The organism is Nocardia kruczakiae NBRC 101016 (assembly GCF_001612965.1).
GTDB classification, from domain to species: domain Bacteria; phylum Actinomycetota; class Actinomycetes; order Mycobacteriales; family Mycobacteriaceae; genus Nocardia; species Nocardia kruczakiae.
The window spans coordinates 141,856-166,139 of record NZ_BDBL01000008.1 but is presented as its reverse complement, the minus strand read 5'-3'; the positions used below and the strand labels follow the sequence as shown (position 1 = coordinate 166,139).

Here is a 24,284-nt window from a genome sequence, read left to right as displayed (position 1 = left end):
GAAGCCCGTTCAGGCCACGGGCAGTGGATAGGACGCCGGCGTCCCGGTCTTCGCGGAACGGCTGCTCATCCGGGTGAAGATCCCGGACATCGGAGCCGAGGACAGCACGCGGTAGGTGAGGTCGCGACGGCGGATCTGCCACCGGCTCGCGGGCGCGAGGAAGCGGCCCGCGCCGGTGGCGAACCTCTGCGACTTCTCGACCGTGGGACGCATGATCCGTTCGTAGCGCGCGAAGGCGATCCGGTGATCTCCGTCGGCCGCCGCGAGTTCGCCCGCCAGCGTGTACGCGCCGAGCATGGCGTGGCCGGTGCCGTTGCCGCCCGGCCCGGCGCACCACGCGGCGTCGCCGAGTAGTGCGACCCGGCCGTCGGACCACCGGTCGAGCCGGATCTGGCTGAGCGAGTCGAAGTACAGGTCTGCGGCATCCTGGAGCGCGGCGAGCAATTGCGGCGCTCGCCAGCCGACGCCGGCGAAGTGATCGGCGATGAACCGCTTCTGCGCGCCGACATCGCGGCGAGCGAATTCCGTTGGGGGAGCGGAGAATATGAAGCCGGCCACAGCCCGTTCGGGATCTCGGGCGCTGCCGAGTGAGAGGTAGCGGCCCGGCTCGTTGTAGATCAGGCCGCTGTGATCGAGTCCGAACGTGTTGGGCACGCTGAACGCGGCGACGTAATAGCCGAGATCGCTCCGGAACTCGTCCTCGTCACCGAAGACCAGGCGCCGCACCCCGGAGTGCAGACCGTCCGCGCCCACGACGAGGTCGTAGCTGCGCGAGGGTCCGTGTGCGAACTGCACGCGGACCGTGTCGGCGTCCTGGTCGATGGCGGTGATGCGATCACCGAAGATGTAGTCGGCGTCTGTGCTGCTGTGGCGGTACAGGATTCGGGCCAGATCCCCGCGATCGATCTCGACCTCGCCACTGAACAGTGCGGACGGGAATCGCGACACGGTGCGTCCCGCGGCGTCGACGATGAGCTGGTCGCCCATACCGGTCTCGTGGGTGCGGATATCGGCGAGGACCCCCATGCGCTCCAGCAAGGCGACCTGCTCGCCGCGGAAATCGACGGCCGCGCCACCGCCGGCGCGCAGCACCGGCGATTGCTCCACCACCGTGACCCGGTATCCGAGGCGGCCCAGCCAGAAGGCGAGTGACGGCCCGCCGATACCGGCGCCGGAGATCAAAACGGACAGGCTCATGGCTGCTCCCTGCGGATGGGTTACTGCGTGACAGCTCGACCGTACAAGCGTATTATCCATTCGGTCAATCCAATTGGATAAACCGCTTGGAGTGCCCCTTGGCTAGCATCGCCGACATGGGTAACCGGGACGATCTGCTGGCCGGGGCGTTGGTGTGCTTGAAAGAAAAGGGGTGGGCCCGCACCACGGTCCGGGATATCGCCGCCGCGGCCGGTGTCAATCACGCCGCGATCGGCTATCACTTCGGCTCCCGGGACGCGCTGCTGATCGAGGCGTTCACCCAGGCGATGGAGGAATGGGGCCTGCGCATCCAGGAGGCGACGCTCGCCGCGCTCGACTCCGACGCCGGCCCGCGCGAACGCTACGAGGCGTTCTGGCGGCACACGATCGCCTCGTACTCCGAGAACCGGCAGTTGTGGCTCGCCTCGGTCGAGGCCGGTGTGGAAGCGGAGCGGTCACCGCGGGTGCGCGAATTGATGACCCATGCCATGGCCGAGGGGCGCAGCGGTCTCGCCGCCGGGTTGCTGGGCATCCCCGAAGACGCCGTCGACGACCGGGCGGTGCGGACGATCGGCGCGCTGCAACTGGCGCTGATGTCCGGTGTGCTCATGCAGTGGACGCTCGACCCCGAGCATGCGCCGACCGAGCACGATCTCACGGAGGGGTTGCTCGCGTTGGCCGATCGCATCACCGGCGGAACGGACGGCTGAGTGTTACGGCCCTTTCGCCGAAAGTCGTTGCGACGCCGGCGAAAGCGCTGGCACGATGCGCGCCGTCCGCGATCAGCGGGCGATGTGGGCGCAGTCGCGGCAGGTGCCGAACACTTCCATGGTGTGGCTGATGTCGGTGAATCCGTGCTCTCCGGCGATCGCCGCGGCCCATGCCTCGACGGTGGGGCCCTCCACCTCGACGGTGCGCCCGCACTGGCGGCAGACCAGGTGGTGATGGTGGCCCTTGGAGCACTGCCGATACACGGATTCGCCTGTGTCCGTGCGCAGGACGTCGACCTTGCCGGCGTCGGCGAGGGACTGCAGGGTGCGGTAGACGGTGGTCAGGCCGATGCCCTCACCGCGGCGGCGTAGTTCGTCGTGCAGCTCCTGGGCCGAACGGAATTCCTCGATATCGCCCAGCAGTGCGGTGATCGCGCTGCGCTGGCGGGTGCTGCGAATTCCGACAGTCTTCTCGGCGGTGCCCGTCTTCTCCGGCACGGTCATCCTTCCTCGGCGTGTGCGACGGCGTCGACGACGATGCGTGCCAGATGGTCGTCGACCAATTCGTAGATCACCTCACGGCCGGTGCGTTCACCGCGCACCACGCCCGCGGACTTGAGAATGCGCAGGTGCTGGCTGACCAGGGGTTGCGTGACGCCGAGCGTATCGACCAATTCGTGCACGCAGCGCGGCGATTCGCGCAGCTGCAGCACGATCGCGATCCGTACCGGCGCCGCCAGCGCGCGCAGCAGTTCGCCCGCGTTGTCGAGCGTCGTGCGGGCGGGGACCGCGGGGGCGGTCGGGGCGCGATAGGGATACGGGTCGTGCGGGATCGGCGTGGGCGCCTCGACGGCGACGCGGCTTCGACGCGCGGGGACACCGCTGTCGGCGGTCATCGAACCAACTCCTTATTGGAAACCGATGCCATTATTGATATGCATAAGTGCGCATGTCAAGGAGCCGCGCCGTCGATACTGCCTCGCGGTGTTCTATCCGGTGTCGATAGGCTGGGGCGAATCGTTCGGACCCATCATCCAGAGGGAGAGCTTCCACCGTGGCACCCAAGTCGAAGATCGACACCGTCGCGAATCTTGCCAAGCGTCGTGGCTTGGTATACCCCAGCGGCGAGATCTACGGAGGGACCCGGTCGGCGTGGGATTACGGTCCGCTGGGTGTGGAGCTCAAGGAAAACATCAAGAAGCAGTGGTGGCGGGCCATGGTCACCAGCCGCGACGATGTGGTCGGCCTGGACTCCGCGATCATCCTGCCGCGCCCGGTGTGGGTGGCCTCGGGGCACGTCAGCGTCTTCAACGACCCGCTGGTCGAATGCCTGAACTGCCACAAGCGGCACCGGCAGGACCACCTGCAGGAGGCCTACGCCGAGAAGCACAAGATCGACGACCCGGACAGCGTGTCCATGGAGCTGATCGGCTGCCCGGACTGCGGCACCGTCGGTAAGTGGACCGAACCGCGCGATTTCAACATGATGCTCAAGACCTACCTCGGGCCGATCGAGTCCGAGGAGGGCCTGCACTATCTGCGTCCGGAGACCGCGCAGGGCATCTTCGTGAACTTCGCGAACGTGATGACCACCGCGCGCAAGAAGCCGCCGTTCGGCATCGCGCAGATCGGCAAGAGCTTCCGCAACGAGATCACCCCGGGCAACTTCATCTTCCGCACCCGCGAATTCGAGCAGATGGAGATGGAGTTCTTCGTCAAGCCCGGTGAGGACGAGCGGTGGCACCAGTACTGGATCGACACCCGCCTGGCCTGGTACACCGACCTCGGCATCGATCCGGAGAATCTGCGGCTCTACGAGCACCCGAAGGAGAAGCTCTCGCACTATTCGACCCGTACGGTCGATATCGAGTACCGCTTCCACTTCCAGGGCAGCGAATGGGGTGAGCTCGAGGGTGTCGCCAACCGCACCGATTTCGACCTGTCGACCCACTCCAAGCATTCCGGCACCGATCTGAGCTTCTTCGACCAGAACACCAACGAGCGCTACACGCCGTACGTGATCGAACCCGCGGCCGGCCTGACCCGCTCGCTGATGGCCTTCCTGATCGACGCCTACACCGAGGACGAGGCGCCGAACGCCAAGGGCGTCATGGAGAAGCGGACCGTGCTGCGCCTGGATCGCCGCCTCGCGCCGGTGAAGGCCGCCGTCCTTCCGTTGTCGCGCAACGCCGATCTGTCGCCGAAGGCGAAAGACCTTGCCGCGCAACTGCGCAGGAACTGGAACGTCGACTTCGACGACGCCGGCGCGATCGGCCGCCGGTACCGCCGCCAGGACGAGATCGGCACCCCGTTCTGCATCACCGTCGACTTCGACACCCTCGAGGACCAGGCCGTCACCGTGCGCGAGCGGGACTCGATGGCGCAGGAACGGATCGCGCTCGACCAGGTGGAGGGCTACCTGGCGCAGCGCCTGCTGGGCGCCTGAGTTCACCGCGGCGCGGACGGGTATACCGCATTCGGAATCGGGCATAACCGAAGACCCGGGCGTTATCGGGGCGAATCGCGCGCCGAAGTGGGATCGGCGGAAATATCGCCGTGGCCCGGGTCGTTCCGAGCACTGAGCAATCCGAGATCCGGCGCGCCCCCGGGGTGCTGCCGGGCCCCGGCCCACAGGTGCGACGAAAGGTCCTGATCATGGCGCAGGCGGTCAAGTTCGATCGTTACGGCGATATCGATGTGCTCGAGGTTCGCGAGATACCGGATCCGCAGCCCGGGCCCGGACAGGTCGCGGTCGAGGTGGTGGCCGCGGGAATCAATCCGGGTGAGGCCAAGATCCGCAACGGCTCGCTGCACGAGCGGTGGCCCGCCACCTTCCCCGAGGGCGAGGGCACCGACTTCGCCGGGCGCATCGTCGCCCTCGGTGAGGGAGTGAGCGGGATCGCCGTCGGCGACGAGGTGCTCGGATTCAGCGACAAGCGCTCCAGCCACGCCACCCGGGTGGTGGTGCCGGCCGAGCAGGTCACCCCCAAGCCGGTGGGCCTGTCCTGGGAGGTCGCCGGATCGCTGTACGTCGCGGGCACCACCGCCTTCGCCGCTGTGCGGGCCGTGAGCCCGGAAGCCGGTGACACCATCGCGGTGTCCGGCGCGGCCGGTGGCGTGGGATCCATTGTGGTGCAACTGCTTCGGGCCCGTGAGGTGACGGTGATCGGCATCGCGGGGCCGGACAACCAGGACTATCTGCGCGAGCTGGGGGCGGTCGCGGTGGAGTACGGTGACGGTCTCGCCGAGCGCCTCCGGGAGGCGGCGCCCGGCGGTATCGATGCCTTCATCGATACGCATGGCAACGGCTACGTCGAACTCGCCCTCGATCTCGGCGTGAAGCCCGAACGCATCGATACGATCATCGACTTCGCCGCGGTGGAGAAATACGGCGTCAAGGCGGAGGGCAATGCGGCCGCCGACACCATCGACGTACTCGCCCAGCTGGCCGAACTGGCCGCCGCGGGGTCCGTCCGGATTCCGATCGCCGCCACCTATCCGCTCGCCGACGTGCGCGCGGCGTTCACCGAACTCGAGCGCGGCCACACCCGGGGCAAGATCGTCCTGCTGCCATGACATCTGTCATGGCACAGTCGTGACGCTCGGGCCAGGTACGTCACCCGGCTCCACGCGACAGTGGAACCATGACATCAGCAATGACATCCGGTTCGGCGGAACGGGTCGCCGCCGCACCGGTGATCGAGCTTCGCGGACTGACCAAAACCTTCCGCAGCTCCGCCGGGCCCGTCCGCGCGGTCGACGGACTCGATCTGACCGTCACCGCGGGTGAGGTGGTCGCCTTCCTGGGACCCAACGGTGCCGGGAAGTCCACCAGCATCGACATGATGCTCGGCCTGCTGCGCCCCGACGCCGGCACCGCCCGCATTCTCGGCGGAAAACCGGCGGAAGCGGTTGCGGCGGGCCGAGTTTCGGCGGTCCTGCAATCGGGCGGCCTGCTTCCGGATCTCACCGTCGGCGAAACGGTGCGGGTCGTCGCGTCCCTGCATCGCCATCCGCGCCCCGCCGGGGAGGTGCTCGTCCGCGCCGGAATCGACGGCATCGCCGACCGCATGGTGGGCAAATGCTCCGGTGGTCAGCAGCAGCGCCTGCGCTTCGCCCTCGCGCTGCTGCCCGATCCGGACCTGCTGATCCTCGACGAGCCGACCACCGGCATGGACGTGGAGGGCCGCCGCGATTTCTGGAACGCCATCCGCGCCGACGCCGGGCTCGGACGAACCGTCGTCTTCGCCACCCACTATCTCGACGAGGCCGACGCCTACGCCGACCGCATCGTGCTGGTGCGGGGCGGGCGGGTCGTGGCCGACGGCAGTGCCGCGGCGGTGAAGAATCTGGCCTCCGGCCGCACGGTCTCGGCGACGCTGCCCGATGCCGACCCGGCGAGCCTGCTCGCCCTCGCCGGCGTGGACCGGGTCGAGCAGCGCGGTGATCGAGTGCTGGTGCACGGCAACGACTCCGACGTGGTCGCCCGCTATCTGCTGACCAGGACACCGGCCGTCGACATCGAAATCACCGGCCGCAATCTCGAAGACGCCTTCCTCGCACTGACCGGAGACAACTGAGATGACCACATCGACCGCGCCCCGCGCCATCCGTCCGAGCGCCGGCGGATTCAGCCGGGGATTCCTGCTGCTCGAATTGCGCCGCATGCTGCGCAACCGGCGCACCGTCATCTTCGCGCTGGTGATGCCGGTGGTGTTCTTCGTGATCTTCGGCGCCCAGAACGCGTCCCGCACCGAGACCTACGGGTCGGCGAATGTCACCGCCTATGTGATGGTGTCGATGGCCGTCTACGGGGCGATGCTCGCCACCACCAGCGGCGGCGCCATGGTGGCGGTGGAACGCGCCGCCGGTTGGGTACGTCAACTGCGTCTCACGCCGCTGAGCCCGGCCGCCTACGTCGCCACCAAAGTGGCCGGCGCGATGGTGCTCGGATTGAGTTCGGTCGTCGTCGTTTTCGCCGCCGGCGCGGTGACCGGCGCGCATCTGACCACCGCCGCGTGGGTGGGCTGCTTCCTGATCGCGTGGCTGACCTCCGTGGTCTTCGCGGCATTCGGACTGTTCATGGGATATCTGCTGCCCTCGGAGAACGTGATGCAGATCCTCGGCCCGGTGCTGGCGCTGCTGTCGTTCGCCGGTGGATTGTTCATGCCGCTGCACGGCTGGTTCGACACGGTGTCGAAGGTCTTCCCGACCAACGGCGTCGCCACCCTGGCCCGGGTGCCGCTCGGCGACACCACTGCCGGTTCCGCCGCACTGGCGGTGCTGAACATCGTGGTCTGGGCCTCGGTATTCGCCCTCGGCGCCGCGGTGCTGTTCCGGCGTGACACCGCTCGCTGACCGACGCGCCGCACCGTCCGCCCCGGTGGACGGTGCGGTAGCGTCGGAATCCGGCGGCGGCCAGGGCAGGAGACGGAGGGTGACGATGCGGATACCTCCGGTCGATCGGCCGATATCTGGAGCGCTGGATCGGATCGCCCGCACTATGGACCGCGACCCCGCCCCGCAGACCGCCATCCAGCATCGACGACTGTTCTTCGGCGCGGTGCTGGCTTTGATCTGGCTGCTCTATCTGATCGCGCCGATCGTCTCCCAATGGCAGGACGGGCACCGGATGCGGGCCGTCGCGGCGGCCGTCTGCCTGGCGGTCTTCTGGGTGCTGACGGCCTCGTGCTTCGGTCCGTTCCGGCAACCGGACTGGGAGGAGAAGCACGCGCATGCGGCGCTGCCGGTCTCCTACGAATGGCCGCGATGGCTGGTGGTGGGCGCCCTGGCGGCCCTGGCCGCGAGTTTGACGGTGCTGCTGGGGGTCAGCGGTCTGGGCACCGCCATCTACGTCGCGGCCGGCGCCGTGTTCGTACTGCCACCGGCCAAATCCGGCGCGGTGGTGGCCGGGACAGCCGTGCTGCTGATCGGCCTGTCGCTGCATTACGGCAGCGCCCCACTGTATTTCGCCTTCATTCCGGTGGTGATGTGGACCGGTCGCGAAATCGGCCGGCGGCGCGGGCAGCTACGGGAACTGACTCGCCGCCAGCAGGGCGAGCTCGCGATCGTGGAGGAACGCAACCGGGTAGCCCGCGACGTGCACGACATTCTGGGCCACTCGCTGACCGTCATCACCGTCAAAACCGAACTGGCGCAACGGCTGCTCGACACCGATCCCACCCGCGCCCGCCAGGAGCTGGCCGATGTGGAGCGCCTGGCCCGCGAGGCGCTGGCCGGGGTGCGCGATACCGTCGGCGGCCTGCGCGAGGTGTCGCTCGCGACCGAACTCGTCAACGCCCGGACGGCCCTGCGCGCCGCCGGTATCGAGGCGGAGCTCCCGGATCCCGCTGAGCTCGCCACGCGTGATGCGGTGATCTTCGGCTGGGTCCTGCGCGAGGCGGTGACGAACGTGGTGCGCCACAGCGGCGCCCGCCACTGCCGGGTCCGGGCCAGCGAATCGCGGATCGACATCTTCGACGACGGAAAAGGGCTGTCCGGCAGCGTCTTCGGCTCCGGACTGACCGGCTTACGCGACCGGGTGCGCGCCGAGGGCGGTGTGTTGACGGTCGACACACCTCCCGGCGGGGGGACCTTGATCGCCGTGGACTTCACCACGGCGGACGAGCAACGCTGAGAACGCCGGGCAGGCGGCCGCGAACGACACCGGCCCCATCGCCGGGCACAGTCTGTGGCTCTCGGTCGAGGCGCGGGCAGCGGACGGAGAGCCGGAGTCGTGCCGGGTCGCCACGCTGCGAGCGGCGACGCCTTCGGCCGGGTTCGGCGCCGAGGTTCGACCGGTCGGCGGCGGCGAACCCGCCTTCCGGATTAGGGTCGCAGGCGTGCGATGGATGATGTCGATCGGTGAACCGCGACGGGGGCGACGCCGGTGATCCGGTTGTTGCTCGCCGACGATCAGGCGCTCGTGCGGGGCGCGCTGGCGGCGCTGCTCGGGCTGGAGGCGGACCTCGAGGTGGTGGCCGAGGTGGGCCGGGGCGACGAGGTGCTGGACGCGGTGCGGCGCACCACGCCGGATGTGGTGCTGCTCGATGTGGAAATGCCCGGAATGGACGGAATTTCGGTGGCGGCGCAGCTGCATGCGGAATTCCCGCGTATCCGCATTCTGATGGTGACCACATTCGGCCGCCCCGGCTACCTGCGCCGCGCCATCGACGCCGGAGCCGGCGGATTCGTCGTGAAGGACACGCCCGCACGGGAATTGGCGGATGCCGTGCGGCGCGTGCACATGGGCCTGCGAGTGGTGGATCCCGCGTTGGCCACCGAGACCCTCACCGCCGGAACCTCTCCGCTCACCGCACGCGAGCGCGAAGTGCTCGCCGCCGCGGCGGACGGGTCGACGGCGGGGGTCATCGCGAAGCGGCTGCATCTGTCCGAGGGAACCGTCCGCAACCATCTCTCGGCAGCGATCGGCAAGACCGGCACCCGCACTCGTGCCGAGGCCGTCCGCGCGGCCGAACGTCTCGGCTGGTTGTGAGCGGCCCCCACCGCGGCGGGCGTAGATTCGCCGATGTGCATCTGACCCAGATCCGCCTGATCGTGTCCGAATTCGACCGCTGCGTGGCGTTCTATCGCGACGTTCTCGGACTCACACCGCAAACCGACGACCCGCGCCCGCCCTACGCGGCGTTCAAACCCGAACTGGGCAGCACGCTCGCGCTGCACGAGCGCGCGAATCTGGCGGCGGCGCTGGGGGATACCTTGCGGTCCGGAAGCGACTCGCGCTCGTCGTCGGATGGCGACGTGGCGCCGGTCCTGCCCGCCGATGCGGCGATGGTGTCGTTGCGGGTCGACGATCTGGACGACTATCTCGCCGCGATCACCGCCCGCGGCGCCGAAATCTCGGGCGAGCCCGTCGAATACGACGGACGCCTGCGCTGCGCCTATCTGCGCGATCCCGAGGGCAACCTGATCGAACTGCAGCAGTGGCTCGCGACGCGCACTGGTGAGGCCGTGCCACCGGCACGGTGAGACGAGCAGATCAGAATCGCCCGCCGCGGCTGATCCGGCGGGAACTGTCGGAGCCGCCGAAAGAGGCCGGACCCCATCCGGATCCGCCCATCGAACGGCCGCGGTAGCCGCTTCCCGCGCCGCGCAGCAGGCTGTCGATCAGAATTCCGCCCAGTACCGCGCCGGCCTGTGACGTCCCGGAAGCCGGGCGACGAGTCTGCCACTCCCGCACATCGGCCTCGGCGGCGTGCAGTGCGCGGGTGGCCAGATCGGCGGCCTGTTGCGCACTGCTCAGTGCCGCCTGCGGGTCGGTGGGCGAAAGCTCCTGCGCCCGATCGAGATTGCGCTGCGCTTCGGCCAGGCGCGTGCGGGGCGTGGCGTCGATACCGCCGCGGCGGGTGTCGATGAAATCGGCGGCCGCGCGGACCTGGCTCTGCGCGGCGGTCACGGCCTGGTCCAGGCGGCGCCGCAGCTGCTCGGCGGCGAGTTTGCGTTCACCGGCCGCGGCGACCGCGCGATCCAGTGCGGTATCGGCCGCTACCGCGCGGTGGAACGTGCCGAGCGGATCGCGGTCGCCGGTGGTCCGGGCCGCCTCCCATGCGGTGCGGGCGCCCGACATCGCCGCCGCCAGTTCCGAGCCGCCGTGTTCGGTCAGGCCCTGCGCGGTCTCGAGGTCGCGGCCCAATTCGTCGATCGCCGCCGGCAGGCCGGCCCGCGCCTGGGTGATATCGGTTTCGGCGGTGTCCACGGCGTCGAGCAGGGTGCGGGCGGCGGTCACCGCGGCCTCCGCGCCGCGAATCGCCGCGACGACCCCGCCCTGACGACCGACCGGCTCGGCCGCGGCGCGGCGGCCCTGCTCGATCGTGTTCTCGGCGAACCCGATTCGCTCCCGTGCCATCGCCACGTTGTCGCGCACCGGCGCGGTGACCGATTCCGGTTGTGCGGCCAGCAGCTGCCGCAGGGTCTCCTCCGAGCGCGGCAGCCGCACGGTGAGATCGACCACATCGCGAGTCAGCGTGTCCAGCCGTTGTGGCGCGTCGATCAGCAGATTGCGCATCGCGTCGAATTCGGCCACCTTGTCGTCGAGTTCGGCATCGGCCCGCCCGCAGGTGGCGATCAGCTCGACCAGCAGATCACGGCGCTGATCAGGGGTTTCGGGGATGTCGTCGTCGAGCCGCTGACGGATCGAAAAGGCATGTGCCATCGCCCGTTTCGCCGACTCGAGCGCGGCGGCGAACGGGGCGGTCGCGGTGGCGCCGAATTCGTCGGTTGCCAGGCGCAGTTCCTCGGCACTGGCCCGGATCGCGTTGTCGGTGTCGACCAGCACCTGCGCCGAGCGGGACTCGAGCAGATCCGGGCGGAGCCGGGCCAGCGCGGCGGTGTCGGTCGGGTCGACCGCGCGGGCGGCGTCGGTCTCGGCGCGCCCCCGTGCCCGCCGGCGCAACTGCGAATAACCCAGCACCACACCGATCACACCCAGCACGATCAGGGTGATCACGATCAGCGGCCAGATCCCGACACCGCCGGAATCGCCCATGGCCGTGGACAATCCGTCGGCCGCTGCCACCGCGGCCTCGGCCCACTGACCGTTGTGCAGTCTCGGCTCGACCTGATCGGTGAGCAGCGAATTCAGTTCCGCCTCGCTCACCGAGGGCGGGAGCGCGCCGGTGAAGGAATAGGAGCGGTCGCTGGTCGCGATCGACAGCAGCACATCGCGGTCGCCGAATCCGGACGCGGTCGCGGTGCGCTGACCCCAGGTCTGTGGGTCCACGCCGCCGAAATCGCGGACGTAGACCACCCACAGCCGCTCCCGATGCGCGGTGTAGAGCGCGTCCACCGAGGCGCGCACGGTGTCGCGCTGCGGACCGTCGAGAACCTGGGCGGAATCGGTGACGTATTCGTTGAGCCGCATCGGTTCGTCGGCGACGGCCGGGCCGCAGCAGCCGAGCACGAACCCGAACACGATCGACAGCAGCAACGCGAGCAGCGTCGGCGGCTGTGATCGGCGAGGACGCGAGTGCGGCGGCATAGCACGAATGTATCCGCCGACATGGCGCGAGGGGCGTTGATCCGGCCGACCCGTGTCGGAACCGATGATTACGATCGGCAGGGTGATCACGCTGGATATCCCCTATACGGGCCACGTCGCGCCGGGCACGAATCCGCAGCAGCGCGACGTGCCGGGCGCCCGGATCGTCAAGATGTCGGTCGGCGGTATGGACAACAACGTCTATCTGGTGCAGGACGCCGCCACCGGCGACGCGGTGCTGATCGACGCCGCCAACGAATCCGAACGCATCCAGGCCCTGCTGGACCAGGAGGTGCCGGGGCGGCTGCGGCTGATCGTCACCACCCATCAGCATTTCGACCACTGGCAGGCCCTGAGTGCCGTGGTCGCCGACACCGGCGTACCGACCGCCGCGCACGCCCTGGACGCCGAACCGCTTCCGGTACGGCCGGATCGGCTGCTCGCCGACGGTGACACCGTCTCGATCGGCGACCTGCGGTTCGACGTCATCCACCTGCGCGGACATACCCCGGGATCCGTCGCGCTGGCGCTCACCGACGGCTCCGGCCGCACCCATCTGTTCACCGGCGACTGCCTGTTTCCGGGTGGTATCGGCCGCACCACCTCCCCGGAGGATTTCGATTCCCTCTACAGCGACGTCACCAGCAAGGTGTTCGACCGCTTCGGCGACGATACGGTCGTCTACCCGGGCCACGGCGACGACACCACCCTGGGTGCCGAGCGGCCGCAGCTCGAGCAGTGGCGGCAACGCGGTTGGTGAGCGGTTCCGGTGCCCGGCGACCGTGACGTTCCGGCGCTCCGCAATCGTGGCGTGACCGAGCACTGGCACACTCGGGGAATGCCCTCGGCCCTCACCCATCCCGCACCGACCCGCCCGTCCGTCGCGCCGCGCCGTCCGCGCGGATCGGCGGTCGCGCGGTGGGTGCGCCGGGTGATCGCCGGCACCGTCCTCATCGGGGTCGTCCTCGTCGGCGGCACCGCCTTCCGGGTCTGGCAGGTGGCGCGGATCGACGACTACAGCCATGCCGACGCGATCGTGGTGCTGGGCGCCGCGCAATACGACGGCACGCCGTCCTCGGTATTCGAGGCCCGGCTCGGGCAGGCCTATCACCTGTACACCAAAGGCGTTGCGCCGCTGGTGATCACGGTCGGCGGCAAACAGGTCGGCGACAACTACACCGAGGCCGCCTCCGGGAAGAACTATCTGAAGAATCGAGGCGTGCCCGCCGACCGGGTGCTGGCCGTGGAGACCGGATCGGACACGCTGCAGAGTATCGAGGCGGTCGCCTCCGCGATGCGGGCCCGCGATCTGTCGTCGGCGGTGCTGGTCAGCGACCCGTGGCATTCGCTGCGCACCCGCACCATGGCCCGCGACGCCGGTCTGGACGCGTGGACCGCGCCGACCCGCACCGGCCCGGCGGTCTACACCCGGGAGTCCCAACTCCACGGCATCGCCCGCGAAACCGGCGCCCTGCTGTGGTATCAGCTCACCCACTTCTCCGCGGATTTCAAATACACCGCGGAGCAGTGAGAAAGTGCCAGGCGGTATCCCTCATGAGTTTCGACGCGATGCCCGAATGCCCGTATGTCGACAGCGATCACGAGCGCATGGTGTCCGAGACCTCGCCCACGGCGGGGTTGCGGTGGTCGCCGGCACCCGCCCGCCGCAGTGACTTCGCGCGGGACCGGGCCCGGGTGCTGCATTCGGCGGCACTGCGGCGACTTGCCGACAAGACCCAGGTGATGGGGCCGCGCGACGGTGACACGCCGCGCACCCGGCTCACCCATTCGCTGGAGGTCGCCCAGATCGGGCGCAGCATCGCCGAGGGGCTGGGCTGTGACGCGGATCTGGTCGATCTGGCCGGGCTGGCCCACGACATCGGCCATCCGCCGTACGGTCACAACGGCGAACGCGCCCTCGACGAATTCGCCGACGCCTACGGCGGGTTCGAGGGCAACGCCCAGAACCTGCGGATTCTGACCCGATTGGAGCCCAAGGTCTTCGATCCGGTAGGGGAGAGCTACGGTCTCAACCTGACCCGCGCCGCTCTCGACGCCACGGTCAAATACCCCTGGGGCAGAACGGCTTCCGGTACGAAGTTCGGCGCCTACGACGCCGACCTGGACCGGCTGGACTGGGTCCGCAAGGGAGCGCCCGAGCGTCGGCAGTCGCTGGAGTCGCAGGTCATGGATTGGTCCGATGACGTGGCGTACTCGGTGCACGACGTGGAGGACGGAGTGATCGCGGGCCGGATCGATCTGCGGGCGCTCGCCGATCCGGCCGAACAGGCCGCCCTCGCCGAACTGGGCCAGCGCCAGCACCGCGACCTGTCCGCCGACGATCTGATCGCCGCCGGTCAGCGGCTGTCGCAATTGCAGGTGATCGCCGAGGCCGCCGCCTATGACGGCACCCTGCGCGCCTCGGTCGCCCTCAAGCGGCTGACCAGCGATCTGGTCGGCCGGTTCGCGACCGCGGCGGTCGAGGCGACCCGCGCCGCGTGGACCGGGCAGTCGCTGTGCCGCTACGCGGCCGATCTGGAGGTGCCGGCCGTGGTGGCCGCGGAGGTCGCGCTGTTGAAAACGGTCGCGCTGCGATACGTGATGTCCGACCCGCAACATCACGAACGCCAGGCCGAACAGCGCGAGCGCATCCGATACGTAGCCGACCGCCTGCTGGCCGGCGCCCCCCAGGGCCTCGACCCGATCCTGCTGCCGTGGTGGGAGGCGGCCACCGACGACACCGCCCGGGTACGCGTGATCGTCGATCAGATCGCTTCCTACACCGAGAGCAGGCTGGAGCGCATCGCGGCCCGATGACCCCGGTCGTCGGCGTGGGCCGACCGGCACGCGGCTAGACTCGGATTTCGTGGCAGGTCGACTTCCGGATCGCGATATCGCGGCAATACGTGAACGCGTACGCATCGAGGATGTCGTCGGTGAATATGTGTCGCTCAAGCGTGCCGGTGCCGATTCGCTGAAGGGGCTGTGCCCGTTCCACGACGAGAAGTCGCCGTCGTTCCATGTGCGGCCGAATCACAGCCATTTCCACTGCTTCGGCTGCGGTGAGAGCGGCGACGTGTTCGCGTTTCTGCAGAAGATCGACCACGTCGGATTCGTCGAGGCGGTCGAGCAGCTGGCCGACCGGATCGGCTACACGATCAACTACGAGGGCGGCGGGACCTCGGTGCAGCGCGACCGCGGCACCCGTTCCCGGCTGGTCGCCGCCAATGCGGCCGCGCACGAGTTCTATCAGGCGCAACTGAGCGAACCGGGTGCGGAGGTGGCGCGCACCTACCTCACCGACCGCAACTTCGACGCCAACGCGGCGCGGCAGTTCGGCTGCGGGTATGCCCCGGCAGGTTGGGACACGCTGACGAAATACCTGCTGCGCAAGGGTTTCGACATCAAGGAGTTGGAGGCCGCGGGGCTGTCCAAGCCCGGCCGGCACGGTCCCATCGACCGGTTCCACCGGCGGCTGCTGTGGCCGATCCGGAATCTGAGCGGCGATGTCATCGGTTTCGGCGCGCGTCGCCTGTTCGACGACGACCAGATGACCGCCAAGTACATCAATACGCCGGAAACGGTGCTGTACAAGAAGTCTCAGGTGCTGTTCGGGCTCGACCACGCCAAGCGGGAGATCGCCAAGAGCCATCAGGCGGTGGTGGTCGAGGGTTACACCGATGTGATGGCCATGCACCTGGCGGGTGTGACGACCGCGGTCGCCTCGTGTGGCACCGCCTTCGGTGACGAGCATCTGTCGATGTTGCGCCGGTTGCTGATGGACGACAATTTCTGGCGCGGCGAGATCATCTACACCTTCGACGGTGATGCCGCCGGTCAGGCCGCGGCGCTGAAGGCCTTCTCCGGTGACCAGAAACTGGCCGGGCAGACGTATATCGCGGTCGCGCCCGATGGGCAGGATCCGTGTGAATTGCGGCAGCGTTCCGGCGACGGAGCGGTTCGCGATCTGGTGGCCCGGCGAGTCCCGTTGTACGAGTTCGTGATTCGCGGTCTGCTCGCCGACCACAACCTCGACACACCCGAGGGGCAGGTGGAGGCGCTGCGGCGTGCGGTGCCCGTGGTGGCGCAGATCAAGGACAACGCGCTGCGCAAGGCGTATGCCACGAAGCTCGCCGGATGGGTGGGCTGGGACGACATCCAGCTGGTGGTGCGCCGGGTCGGCGATCACGCCCGTCGCGGCAAGCCGGTGAAGGGTGTGCCCGGCCGGGAAGCGGCCACCGAGTCAGCGGTCGCGGAGTCGGCCGCCGCCCGGCCGAATCCGGGTGACCCGGTACTACTGCCGCAGCGGCAGGTGCTGGCCGCCGCCCTGCAGTATCCGGCGACCGCGGGCCCGATCTTCGACAGCCTCGAGCCCGAGGCGTTCACCCACGCCGCGTATGCCGCCGTGCGCGCCGCCCTCGCAGCCGCCGGTGGCACCGCAGCGGGACTCGGTGGCGCCGAGTGGGTTTCGCGCGTCGCCGATCACACCGAGGATCTGATGCTGCGGGCGCTGGTCTCCGAACTGGCCGCCGAGCCGCTCCCGGTGAAATCGATGGACGACCTCCCCCGATTCATCTCCGGCGTGCTGGCGCGGGTGCAGGAGGCATGGGTCGGGCGTCAGGTCGCCGCGCTCAAGTCGAAACTGCAGCGGGTTTCGTCGACCGAACAGCCGGACGACTACATGGCCCTGTTCGGCGATCTGGTCGCCCTCGAGCAGTACCGCAAGAGCCTGCTCACCCAGGCCATGGGCAACTCGGATGATTTCAACGTCGCCTGATCGTTCCAATCGGAATGAGATCGACGTCTTTCCATCGTTCCGGGACCGAACTGACCGCCGAAATCGTCGACGGTGACGGCCCGCCGCTGGTGATCGTTCCGGGGGTCATGTCCGATGCCGTCGCCTGGCGGCCCGTGGTGGAGCGGCTCGGACTGCCCAATCCGGTGGTGACGATCAATCGCCGCGGGCGGGTGCCGAGCGGTCCGCTGGGACCGGACTACTCGGTGCGCACCGAAGTCGATGATCTGCACCACATCCTCGACACTCTCGGCGGTGCGGTGGAGCTGTGCGGGTGGAGCTACGGCGGGCTGATCGCGCTGGAGGCGGCGTGTGAGCGGTCGGATCTGCGCTCGCTGATCGCGTACGAACCGGTATCGGCGCCCTTCGCCCCCGCCGCGATCCCCGCGCTGCGCGCCGCCGTCGACCGCGGCGATCTGGATGCCGCCGTCCGGTTGGTCAATACCGATGTGTCGGGCTTCTCCGCGGAATATGTTGCCGCGCTGCGGGAATCGCCGGCATGGGCGGTGCTGCGGCCGCTGGCCGCGCCGCTGCCGACGGAACTGGAGGCCATCAACGCATATCCGGCGGATCTACAGCGGTATCGCGCCCTGACCGTTCCGGTCACCCTGCTGCTGGGCGAACTCAACGCGAACGCCGAGCCCTACGGCACCGCCTTCGACCGCATCGCCGATGCACTGCCGCAGGCCCACATCGACCTTCTGCCGGGGCAGGGACATCTGGCCCACGCACAGGCACCGCACCTGCTCGCCCGGCACATCGCCGCCGCGGTGGCGCGGACCGAGGAAGAGCCTGAGGAGATCGGCTCGACCGGTAGGTAGGGCGCGTTCGGTGGCACGCGGACCGGCGGCGGCCGCGAGCCACCGGGTGCGCGCGTCAGCGCCGGAGTTGGTCCTGGGGGACGAGGACGGTGGTGCGCTCGTCGATCGGCTCCATGGGTTCGAGCCGCGGCTGGGTATTGAGTCGATCCGACAGCTTCTGGCGGCCGGTCTGGACCAGCTTGCGGGTGACCGGGCTGGCGGCGACAGCACGGGTGGTCTTGCTGATCTGCTCGTAGCGAGCCCGCCCCGCCTTGGCCCCCAGCACATAACCGGCTGCGACGCCGATGATCAACCGCAGCATTCTTTCGGGCTCCTCCCAGTAGCTGTCCGCGCCGTACATCCTGCCCGACACCGAGCCGGACTGTCGATCCGGCACCACCTTGCCAGACCCCACCGACAATTTCCGATCCCCCGGCGCCGGCCCCTCGAATTCCTCACCCGCACAGCCCGGTTGGTGGCCGCGCCGCGCGCCTCCGACACACCACTACGTTCCGTATTTTCCCAGCTCCCGGGCCGATTTGGGGAGCGGACCGGACATAAGCTAAAGTTTGTGCTCGGCCGGCCCGCACGGGACGGCCGGAGCAATCCCCTATAGCTCAATTGGCAGAGCAGCCGACTGTTAATCGGCAGGTTTCTGGTTCGAGTCCAGATGGGGGAGCAGTAAAACAGCCCCTGGCCTGTGAGAACGTATCACAGGCCAGGGGCTGAGCTGTCTGAGCGGCGCATCGGGTCAGCCGAGACGGAAGCCGTAGCCGACGATCCCGGGCCGGGAGTTGATCTCGGCGAGCACGCCCTCGATGCCGGAGAACCAGAACGGGCCGGCCGGTGTCGTGGGGTTGATCTGGGAGTCGATGCCCACCAGGCCAGTGCCCTGGTATGCGGGGGAGCCACTGTCGCCGTTCAGTCCGGGGACGGAGGTGTGGATCACATTGTCGACGACCGAATCGACCTGGCCGCTGGTCGACCGCGTGGTGCTGCCGTATTTGTCGATGCGGCTGCCGGGGGCGGGGGCCGCGCCGAAGTGGTCGAGCACGGCGCCGTTCGGGGCCACCGTCGAGATGCCGAGGCCGGGGCGGAGCGCGATGACGGCCCAGTCGCTGGTCGAATCGGACTGCAGCAGTGCCCATTTGGAGGTCCAGCTGGCGTAGTGGCCGATTCTGCCGATGCCGGGTGCGACCACGCTCTGTCCGGGGCTGAACATGCAGTGGCCGGCGGTGAGGGCGACCGCGTTGCCCGCCGCGTCGTGTCCGGCCGCGGTGATCGTGCAGAGGCCGAGCGAGGTGCCGGGCCGCACCACCCGGGCGGGGGAATCGGCGGGAGCCACCGCCGGCGCCACCAGGACGGCGGCCCCGGTCAGCAGCGCGGTGGCGATGATCGATCTCTTCGTCTGCTCGGTCATGGGGCTCGGCCTCACTCCTCCGTGCAGCCTGCGATGTCGCTGCAGCCTTGTCTACCGGCCGGTGTCCGCCGTCGGTAGGGACTTCGGTCACCTGCCGAGGAATAGTCGCGATCGGCTCGGGTAGTGCGCGTGATGGGGAGGGAAATGCGTCCGACGAGGAGGATCGCGATGGGTAAGGAACAGGAAACCGGGCAGTTCACGGGCACCTTGGACAAAGATTACAACCTGGTCTGGTTCACCGAACAGTGTATGAGCAACGCGCTGCGGATGGAGGTCTACAGCCGCGATGCCGAACGAGCCGGCGACGCCGAACTCGCCGACTTCTTCCGGCGGGCGCAGGCCGACAGCCGTAAGGGCGCGGATATGGGGAAGGAACTCCTGGCGCAGCGGCTTGCCGGAGCGGGCGCGCACTGAGGTGCCGACGGCGTCGTGCCGGTAGTGGGGCCGGGGGACCGGCCGACGACGATATCCCAGAATAGGAAGAGCCGCAACAGGTTTCGCTCGATCTCGCGAGTCGGACCGTTCGATCGCCGATGTCCGGCTCGCGACCCCTTCTGTAGCGGTACGAACGTTTGCCGCCGTGGCGGGCGGGTATCGGCTCGGTGACCGAACGGTTCGGCGTACAGCGGCAGGAGGTCGGGAGATGACGGACAACGTGGCAGGTCGGCCGGGCAACGGCGGCGAAACCCACCAAGAGGCATCCGGAGACGACGTGCGGCTGACCACCCAGCAGGGTGTGGTGGTCGGAGACGATCAGAACACCTTGCGGGCGGGGGAGCGCGGGCCCGCGCTGCTGGAGGACTTCCACTTTCGCGAGAAGATCTTCCACTTCGACCACGAGCGGATTCCGGAGCGCGTGGTCCATGCCCGCGGTTTCGGCGTGCACGGCTACTTCGAGAACTACGATTCGCTGTCCGATCTGACCCGGGCCGACCCCTTCCAGGAGGCCGGTCGCCGGACCGAGGCATTCGTCCGGTTCTCCACGGTGGCCGGGAACAAGGGATCGTTCGATCTCGCCCGCGACGTTCGCGGTTTCGCGGTGAAATTGTATACGCGAGAAGGTAACTGGGATCTGGTCGGAAACAATATTCCGGTCTTCTTCATCCAGGACCCCATCAAGTTCCCGGATATGGTCCACGCCGCCAAACAGGAGCCCGACCGCGGTTTTCCGCAGGCGCAGACGGCGCACGACAATTTCTGGGATTTCGTCTCCCTCACCCCCGAATCGACCCACATGCTGCTGTGGATCATGTCCGACCGGGCCATCCCGCGCTCGTTCCGGTTCATGGAGGGATTCGGTGTCCACACCTTCCGGCTGGTGAATGCCGAGGGCCGCTCGACGTTCGTGAAATTCCATTGGAAGCCGAAGCAGGGCATGCAGTCGGTGGTGTGGAACGAGGCACTGAAGATCAACGGCGCCGACCCCGATTTCCACCGCCGCGATCTGTGGGATGCCATCCAGTCCGGGGACTATCCGGAATGGGAACTGGGCATGCAGCTGTTCGACGACGACTTCGCCGATCGCTTCGCCTTCGACATCCTGGATCCGACGAAGATCATTCCGGAAGAGGAAGTGCCGGTGCGCCCGGTCGGCAAGCTGGTGCTGAACCGGGTCGTCGACAATTTCTTCGCCGAAACCGAGCAGGTGGCCTTCTGCACCCAGAACATCGTCCCGGGCATCGATTTCACGAACGATCCACTGCTGCAGGGCCGGAACTTCTCGTATCTCGACACACAATTGAAGCGGCTCGGCGGCCCCAACTTCACGCACCTGCCCGTGAACGCGCCCAAATGCCCGTTCGCGACGTTCCAGCAGGACGGCCATATGGCCATGGTCAATCCGAAGGGCCGCGTCAATTACGAACCCAATTCCTGGCCCGACGACATCAAGGGCCCGCGCGAGGATCCCGAACGCGGCTTCACGACCTATCCGGAGACGATTTCGGGTCCCAAACGCCGGCTGCGGCCGGAGAGTTTCGCCGACCATTACAGCCAGGCCCGCCAGTTCTTCGTGAGCCAGACGAGTATCGAGCAGCAGCACATCATCGAGGCGTTCGTCTTCGAGCTGAGTAAATGCGATCGAGTCGAGATTCGTGCCCGGGTCGTCGGCGCGCTGCGCAACGTCCACGAGGATCTGGCCACGGCGGTCGCCGACGGCCTCGGCCTCGCGGAGCTGCCCGAACCGGCGCGCTGTGCGCGCGAGCCGATCACCGATCTGCCGCCCTCGCCGGCCCTGAGCATCGTGCGCAACGGCCCGGACAGCGTCGCGGGACGCAAGATCGGCGTGCTCGTCACCGACGGCGTCGACGCGAAGGCATTCGCCGAGGTGCGCGACGCGGTACAGGCGGAGCAGGCGATTCTCGAGGTCGTCGCGCCGAAGGTCGGCGGTGTCACCACCGGCGACGGCGGACGTATCGAAGCGGACCAGAAGATCGACGGTGGACCGTCGGTGCTCTACGACGCGGTCGTGATCCTCGCGACCGAGGCCGGCGCCGCCGAACTCGCCACGGTGCCGCCGGCGCGCGACTTCGTCAGCGACGCCTACGCGCACGGTAAGTTCATCGCCCACCGCAACGCCGGCGCGCTGTTCGCGGCCGCGGGACTGACCGGTGAACTCGATGCCGGTGTCATGGATCTCGCGGCGGGCGCATCGGTGGCCGACTTCCTCGGCCGGTGCCGGGAAGTCCGGTACTGGGCGCGGTTCGAGAGCTGACGATGACGAGCGCGTCGCGGTTTCGCCGGGCGGCCGTGACCGGGTGTGCCGGATTCATCGGCACCCACTTGTGCACGGCCCTGCTCGAGCGAGGTGCGGCGGTCGTGGGCGTGGACAACTTCGCCACCGGAGATCCGGACAACATCGCGGAACTGGAGAAGTATCCGGATTTCCGGTTTCTCGCCTGCGACGTGACCCAGGGGCTGCCGGATATCGGGCCGGTGGACCTGGTGGCGCATCTCGCGTCACCGGCGTCGCCGATCCACTACGCCCGGCTCGGAGTGCAGACACTGCGGGCCGGGGCCGACGGCACCGCGGCGGCGCTCGACCTGGCGGATCGCCACGGCGCGCGGCTGCTGCTGGCCTCGACGAGTGAGGTCTACGGTGATCCGGCCGAACATCCGCAGCGCGAAACCTATTGGGGCAACGTCAATCCCGTCGGCCCGCGCAGTGTGTACGACGAGGCGAAGCGGTACGCCGAGGCCCTGGTGACCGCTTATCACCGCGACCGCGGCACCGATGTGGCGATCGCCCGCATCTTCAACACCTACGGGCCCGGCATGCGTGCCGACGACGGCCGGATGGTGCCCGCCTTCATCGAGCAGGTGCTGGCCGGGGAACCGCTCACCATCACCGGCGACGGCGAACAGACGCGCTCGATCTGCTATGTCGACGACACCGTGCGCGGGCTGCTCGCGCTGGCGGAGTCCGGCCATCGCGGCCCGATGAACATCGGGAACCCGCAGGAGATGACCGTCAACGAGATCGCCGCGCTGATTCAGCGACTCGGTGGCGGTCACTCGCCGATCCGGTCGCTCGACATGCCGGTCGACGATCCGCGGCGGCGGTGTCCCGATATCGGTTCGGCGCGTGCGTTACTCGGCTGGGAACCCACCGTCTCGCCGGAGGAGGGTTTGCGCCGGACACTGGCGTGGTTCGCGCAGCGGCGGGCGCGGGCGCGGTTTATGCGATTACCCGCCGGGTAGTTCGCCGGCACATGCCTTGCGACACCTGTGGGAGGTGTTCGATGCGCGTTCTCGGAATCAATGCGATATTTCACGATTCGGCGGCGGCACTGGTGGTGGACGGCAAAATAGTTGCGGCCGCCGAAGAGGAACGGTTCAGCAGACGTAAGCACGGCAAGCGCCCGGTGCCGTTCTCGGCCTGGGAACAACCCGCACAGGCCGCGGCCTGGTGTCTCGCGCGGGCGGGCCTCACCGCGGCGGATCTCGATGCCGTGGGCTACTCCTACGATCCCTCCCAGGTGGACGAGAGCCTCGGCGGCCTCGACCCGAGCTGGGAACCGTTGCGCACCCGATACGCGGAGCGAGCTCCGTACCTGCTGGCGTCCGAGCTGCCCGGGCTCGACCCGGACAAGGTTCGTTTCGTGCGGCACCACGTCGCACACGCGGCGTCCTGCGGACTCGCCGCGCCGTTCGGAGACGCCGCGGTGCTGACGCTGGACGGGCGTGGCGAGTCGACGTCGATGCTCGCCGGCGAATACCGGAACGGAAAACTGGATATCCTTGCCACGCAACAGCTTCCGCATTCACTGGGCTTGATGTACGAGGAACTGACCGCCCACCTCGGTTTCACGCGTTCCAGCGACGAGTACAAGGTGATGGCGTTGGCCTCGTACGGACAGCCGCGCTTCGTGGACTGGTTGCGCGACAAGGTGTTCAGTACCGGCGACGGAGGTTTTCGAACCCACCCGATCAACTGGGACGCCTACGCCCCGAAACGCGCCCCCCGCGAGCCGATGTGGCCCGAACACGCCGACCTCGCCGCCTCGGTACAGCAGGTTCTGCAGGAGGTGATGCTGGACCTGTGCCGATGGTTGCATGCGGCCACCTCGGCGGACAAGCTCACGATGGCCGGAGGTATCGCGCTGAACTGTGTGGCGAATACCGCGCTGTTCGACCAGGGTCCGTTCGACGACATCTGGGTTCAGCCGGCGGCGGGCGATTCGGGCACCGCGCTCGGCGCGGCCCTGGCGATCGCTGCCGAAGCCGGACCGCCTCCCGATCCGATGACCACCGCCGCTCTGGGCCGCGGATTCTCCGATGCCGATATCGAACAGACGTTGCGCGCGGCCCACATTCGCTACGAGCGCCCGGCCGACCTGGCCGGCACCGTCGCACAGGCGCTGGCCGGCAACGAGATCGTCGCCTGGTTCCAGGGCCGGGCGGAATTCGGCCCCCGCGCCCTCGGATATCGGTCCCTACTGGCGCATCCCGGGTACGACGGAAATCTGGAGCGGCTCAACGCCGTCAAGGGCCGCGAGCAGTTCCGCCCGGTGGCGCCGATGGTGCTCGCCGAGCGGGCGGCGGACATCTTCACGCGCGGGCCGCTGCCGAGTCCCTACATGCTTTTCGTCCACGATGTCGCCGCACCGTGGCGGGAGCGCCTGCCGGCGGTGACCCATGTGGACGGCACCGCCCGCATCCAGACCGTCGACAGGGCCGACCAGCCGTTGCTGGCCGGGATGATCAGCCGGTTCGAGGAGTTGACCGGGCTGCCGGTGGTGGTGAATACGAGCCTCAACACCGCCGGCCGGCCGATGGTCGATTCCCCCCGCGACGCGCTCGAGTGTTTCGGTTCCGCGCCGGTGGACCTGCTGGCGATCGGCCCGTTCGTCGTGCGGCGGTGAGC

General features: G+C 68.5%; 23 protein-coding genes and 1 tRNA gene. 18 read left to right on the top strand and 6 right to left on the bottom strand.

Annotation, left to right across the window (positions count from 1 at the left end; translation table 11 throughout):
• Positions 1 to 9: 9 nt before the first annotated feature.
• Positions 10 to 1,197 carry an FAD-dependent monooxygenase gene (locus NK1_RS08890; RefSeq protein ID WP_063008050.1) on the bottom strand — a complete coding sequence of 396 codons (1,188 nt, stop codon included), beginning with the start codon at positions 1,195 to 1,197 and terminating at the stop codon, positions 10 to 12.
• A 116-nt stretch (positions 1,198 to 1,313) separates the two neighbouring features.
• Between NK1_RS08890 and NK1_RS08885 the strand changes: the two genes are divergently transcribed.
• Entirely contained in the window at positions 1,314 to 1,907 is a 594-nt protein-coding gene (locus NK1_RS08885) for a TetR/AcrR family transcriptional regulator (protein WP_063008049.1), read from the top strand.
• Positions 1,908 to 1,979: 72 nt separating this feature from the next.
• Here NK1_RS08885 and NK1_RS08880 read toward each other — a convergent pair whose 3' ends face one another.
• A complete protein-coding gene (locus NK1_RS08880; RefSeq protein WP_157104149.1) occupies positions 1,980 to 2,411 on the bottom strand; it encodes a Fur family transcriptional regulator in 432 nt (143 codons plus the stop codon).
• A complete protein-coding gene (locus NK1_RS08875) occupies positions 2,408 to 2,803 on the bottom strand; it encodes an ArsR/SmtB family transcription factor (protein WP_025351935.1) in 396 nt (131 codons plus the stop codon). The genes NK1_RS08880 and NK1_RS08875 overlap by 4 nt, the downstream gene beginning before the upstream one ends.
• Before the next feature lie 158 nt (positions 2,804 to 2,961).
• On the opposite strand from NK1_RS08875, the gene NK1_RS08870 reads away from it, so the two are divergent.
• The 7 genes from NK1_RS08870 (at position 2,962) to NK1_RS08840 (ending at position 9,896) form a co-directional block, all read left to right on the top strand.
• Positions 2,962 to 4,353, top strand: coding sequence for a glycine--tRNA ligase (locus NK1_RS08870; protein ID WP_063008048.1), 1,392 nt, complete (start codon positions 2,962 to 2,964; stop codon positions 4,351 to 4,353).
• 209 nt (positions 4,354 to 4,562) lie between these two features.
• Positions 4,563 to 5,483, top strand: a complete 921-nt coding sequence (locus NK1_RS08865; protein WP_063008089.1) for an NADP-dependent oxidoreductase — start codon at positions 4,563 to 4,565, stop codon at positions 5,481 to 5,483.
• A gap of 68 nt (positions 5,484 to 5,551) precedes the next feature.
• Entirely contained in the window at positions 5,552 to 6,487 is a 936-nt protein-coding gene (locus tag NK1_RS08860; RefSeq protein ID WP_063008047.1) for an ABC transporter ATP-binding protein, read from the top strand.
• 1 nt (position 6,488) lies between these two features.
• Positions 6,489 to 7,265, top strand: coding sequence for an ABC transporter permease (locus NK1_RS08855; RefSeq protein WP_063008046.1), 777 nt, complete (start codon positions 6,489 to 6,491; stop codon positions 7,263 to 7,265).
• A gap of 85 nt (positions 7,266 to 7,350) precedes the next feature.
• Positions 7,351 to 8,544, top strand: a complete 1,194-nt coding sequence (locus NK1_RS08850) for a sensor histidine kinase (RefSeq protein WP_157104148.1) — start codon at positions 7,351 to 7,353, stop codon at positions 8,542 to 8,544.
• A 252-nt stretch (positions 8,545 to 8,796) separates the two neighbouring features.
• Entirely contained in the window at positions 8,797 to 9,402 is a 606-nt protein-coding gene (locus NK1_RS08845; RefSeq protein ID WP_036499723.1) for a response regulator transcription factor, read from the top strand.
• A 35-nt stretch (positions 9,403 to 9,437) separates the two neighbouring features.
• Positions 9,438 to 9,896: a VOC family protein gene (locus NK1_RS08840; RefSeq protein ID WP_063008044.1), complete on the top strand. Its 459-nt coding sequence runs from the start codon at positions 9,438 to 9,440 to the stop codon at positions 9,894 to 9,896.
• Between the two features lie 10 nt (positions 9,897 to 9,906).
• Here the strand turns inward: NK1_RS08840 and NK1_RS08835 are convergent, their stop codons facing one another.
• Positions 9,907 to 11,904, bottom strand: a complete 1,998-nt coding sequence (locus NK1_RS08835) for a TPM domain-containing protein (RefSeq protein WP_063008043.1) — start codon at positions 11,902 to 11,904, stop codon at positions 9,907 to 9,909.
• A 64-nt stretch (positions 11,905 to 11,968) separates the two neighbouring features.
• On the opposite strand from NK1_RS08835, the gene NK1_RS08830 reads away from it, so the two are divergent.
• The 5 genes from NK1_RS08830 to NK1_RS08810 all read left to right on the top strand — a co-directional run bounded on the left by NK1_RS08830 (position 11,969) and on the right by NK1_RS08810 (position 17,520).
• Complete coding sequence (locus NK1_RS08830; protein WP_063008088.1) at positions 11,969 to 12,664, top strand: MBL fold metallo-hydrolase; 696 nt, start codon at positions 11,969 to 11,971, stop codon at positions 12,662 to 12,664.
• Positions 12,665 to 12,742: 78 nt separating this feature from the next.
• Complete coding sequence (locus tag NK1_RS08825; protein ID WP_063008042.1) at positions 12,743 to 13,435, top strand: YdcF family protein; 693 nt, start codon at positions 12,743 to 12,745, stop codon at positions 13,433 to 13,435.
• 23 nt (positions 13,436 to 13,458) lie between these two features.
• Positions 13,459 to 14,721 carry a deoxyguanosinetriphosphate triphosphohydrolase gene (locus NK1_RS08820; protein ID WP_374726653.1) on the top strand — a complete coding sequence of 421 codons (1,263 nt, stop codon included), beginning with the start codon at positions 13,459 to 13,461 and terminating at the stop codon, positions 14,719 to 14,721.
• Positions 14,722 to 14,770: 49 nt separating this feature from the next.
• On the top strand, positions 14,771 to 16,681 hold the full coding sequence (dnaG, locus tag NK1_RS08815; protein ID WP_063008040.1) for a DNA primase: 1,911 nt from the start codon (positions 14,771 to 14,773) through the stop codon (positions 16,679 to 16,681).
• Between the two features lie 14 nt (positions 16,682 to 16,695).
• Positions 16,696 to 17,520, top strand: a complete 825-nt coding sequence (locus NK1_RS08810; protein WP_063008039.1) for an alpha/beta fold hydrolase — start codon at positions 16,696 to 16,698, stop codon at positions 17,518 to 17,520.
• A 55-nt stretch (positions 17,521 to 17,575) separates the two neighbouring features.
• Here the strand turns inward: NK1_RS08810 and NK1_RS08805 are convergent, their stop codons facing one another.
• Positions 17,576 to 17,821: a hypothetical protein gene (locus tag NK1_RS08805; protein ID WP_063008087.1), complete on the bottom strand. Its 246-nt coding sequence runs from the start codon at positions 17,819 to 17,821 to the stop codon at positions 17,576 to 17,578.
• 284 nt (positions 17,822 to 18,105) lie between these two features.
• Here NK1_RS08805 and NK1_RS08800 point away from each other — a divergent pair.
• A tRNA-Asn gene (locus NK1_RS08800) sits at positions 18,106 to 18,178 on the top strand.
• A 72-nt stretch (positions 18,179 to 18,250) separates the two neighbouring features.
• Here NK1_RS08800 and NK1_RS08795 read toward each other — a convergent pair.
• Positions 18,251 to 18,919 (bottom strand): chymotrypsin family serine protease, encoded by a 669-nt coding sequence (locus NK1_RS08795; RefSeq protein ID WP_063008038.1) that lies wholly within the window; start codon positions 18,917 to 18,919, stop codon positions 18,251 to 18,253.
• 168 nt (positions 18,920 to 19,087) lie between these two features.
• On the opposite strand from NK1_RS08795, the gene NK1_RS08790 reads away from it, so the two are divergent.
• The 4 genes from NK1_RS08790 (at position 19,088) to NK1_RS35355 (ending at position 24,282) form a co-directional block, all read left to right on the top strand.
• Positions 19,088 to 19,333 (top strand): hypothetical protein, encoded by a 246-nt coding sequence (locus NK1_RS08790; protein WP_036508828.1) that lies wholly within the window; start codon positions 19,088 to 19,090, stop codon positions 19,331 to 19,333.
• Positions 19,334 to 19,562: 229 nt separating this feature from the next.
• A complete protein-coding gene (locus NK1_RS08785; RefSeq protein WP_063008037.1) occupies positions 19,563 to 21,632 on the top strand; it encodes a catalase in 2,070 nt (689 codons plus the stop codon).
• Between the two features lie 2 nt (positions 21,633 to 21,634).
• A complete protein-coding gene (locus NK1_RS08780) occupies positions 21,635 to 22,618 on the top strand; it encodes an NAD-dependent epimerase/dehydratase family protein (protein ID WP_063008036.1) in 984 nt (327 codons plus the stop codon).
• 41 nt (positions 22,619 to 22,659) lie between these two features.
• Complete coding sequence (locus NK1_RS35355) at positions 22,660 to 24,282, top strand: carbamoyltransferase family protein (RefSeq protein WP_063008035.1); 1,623 nt, start codon at positions 22,660 to 22,662, stop codon at positions 24,280 to 24,282.
• The last annotated feature ends 2 nt before the right edge of the window (positions 24,283 to 24,284 follow it).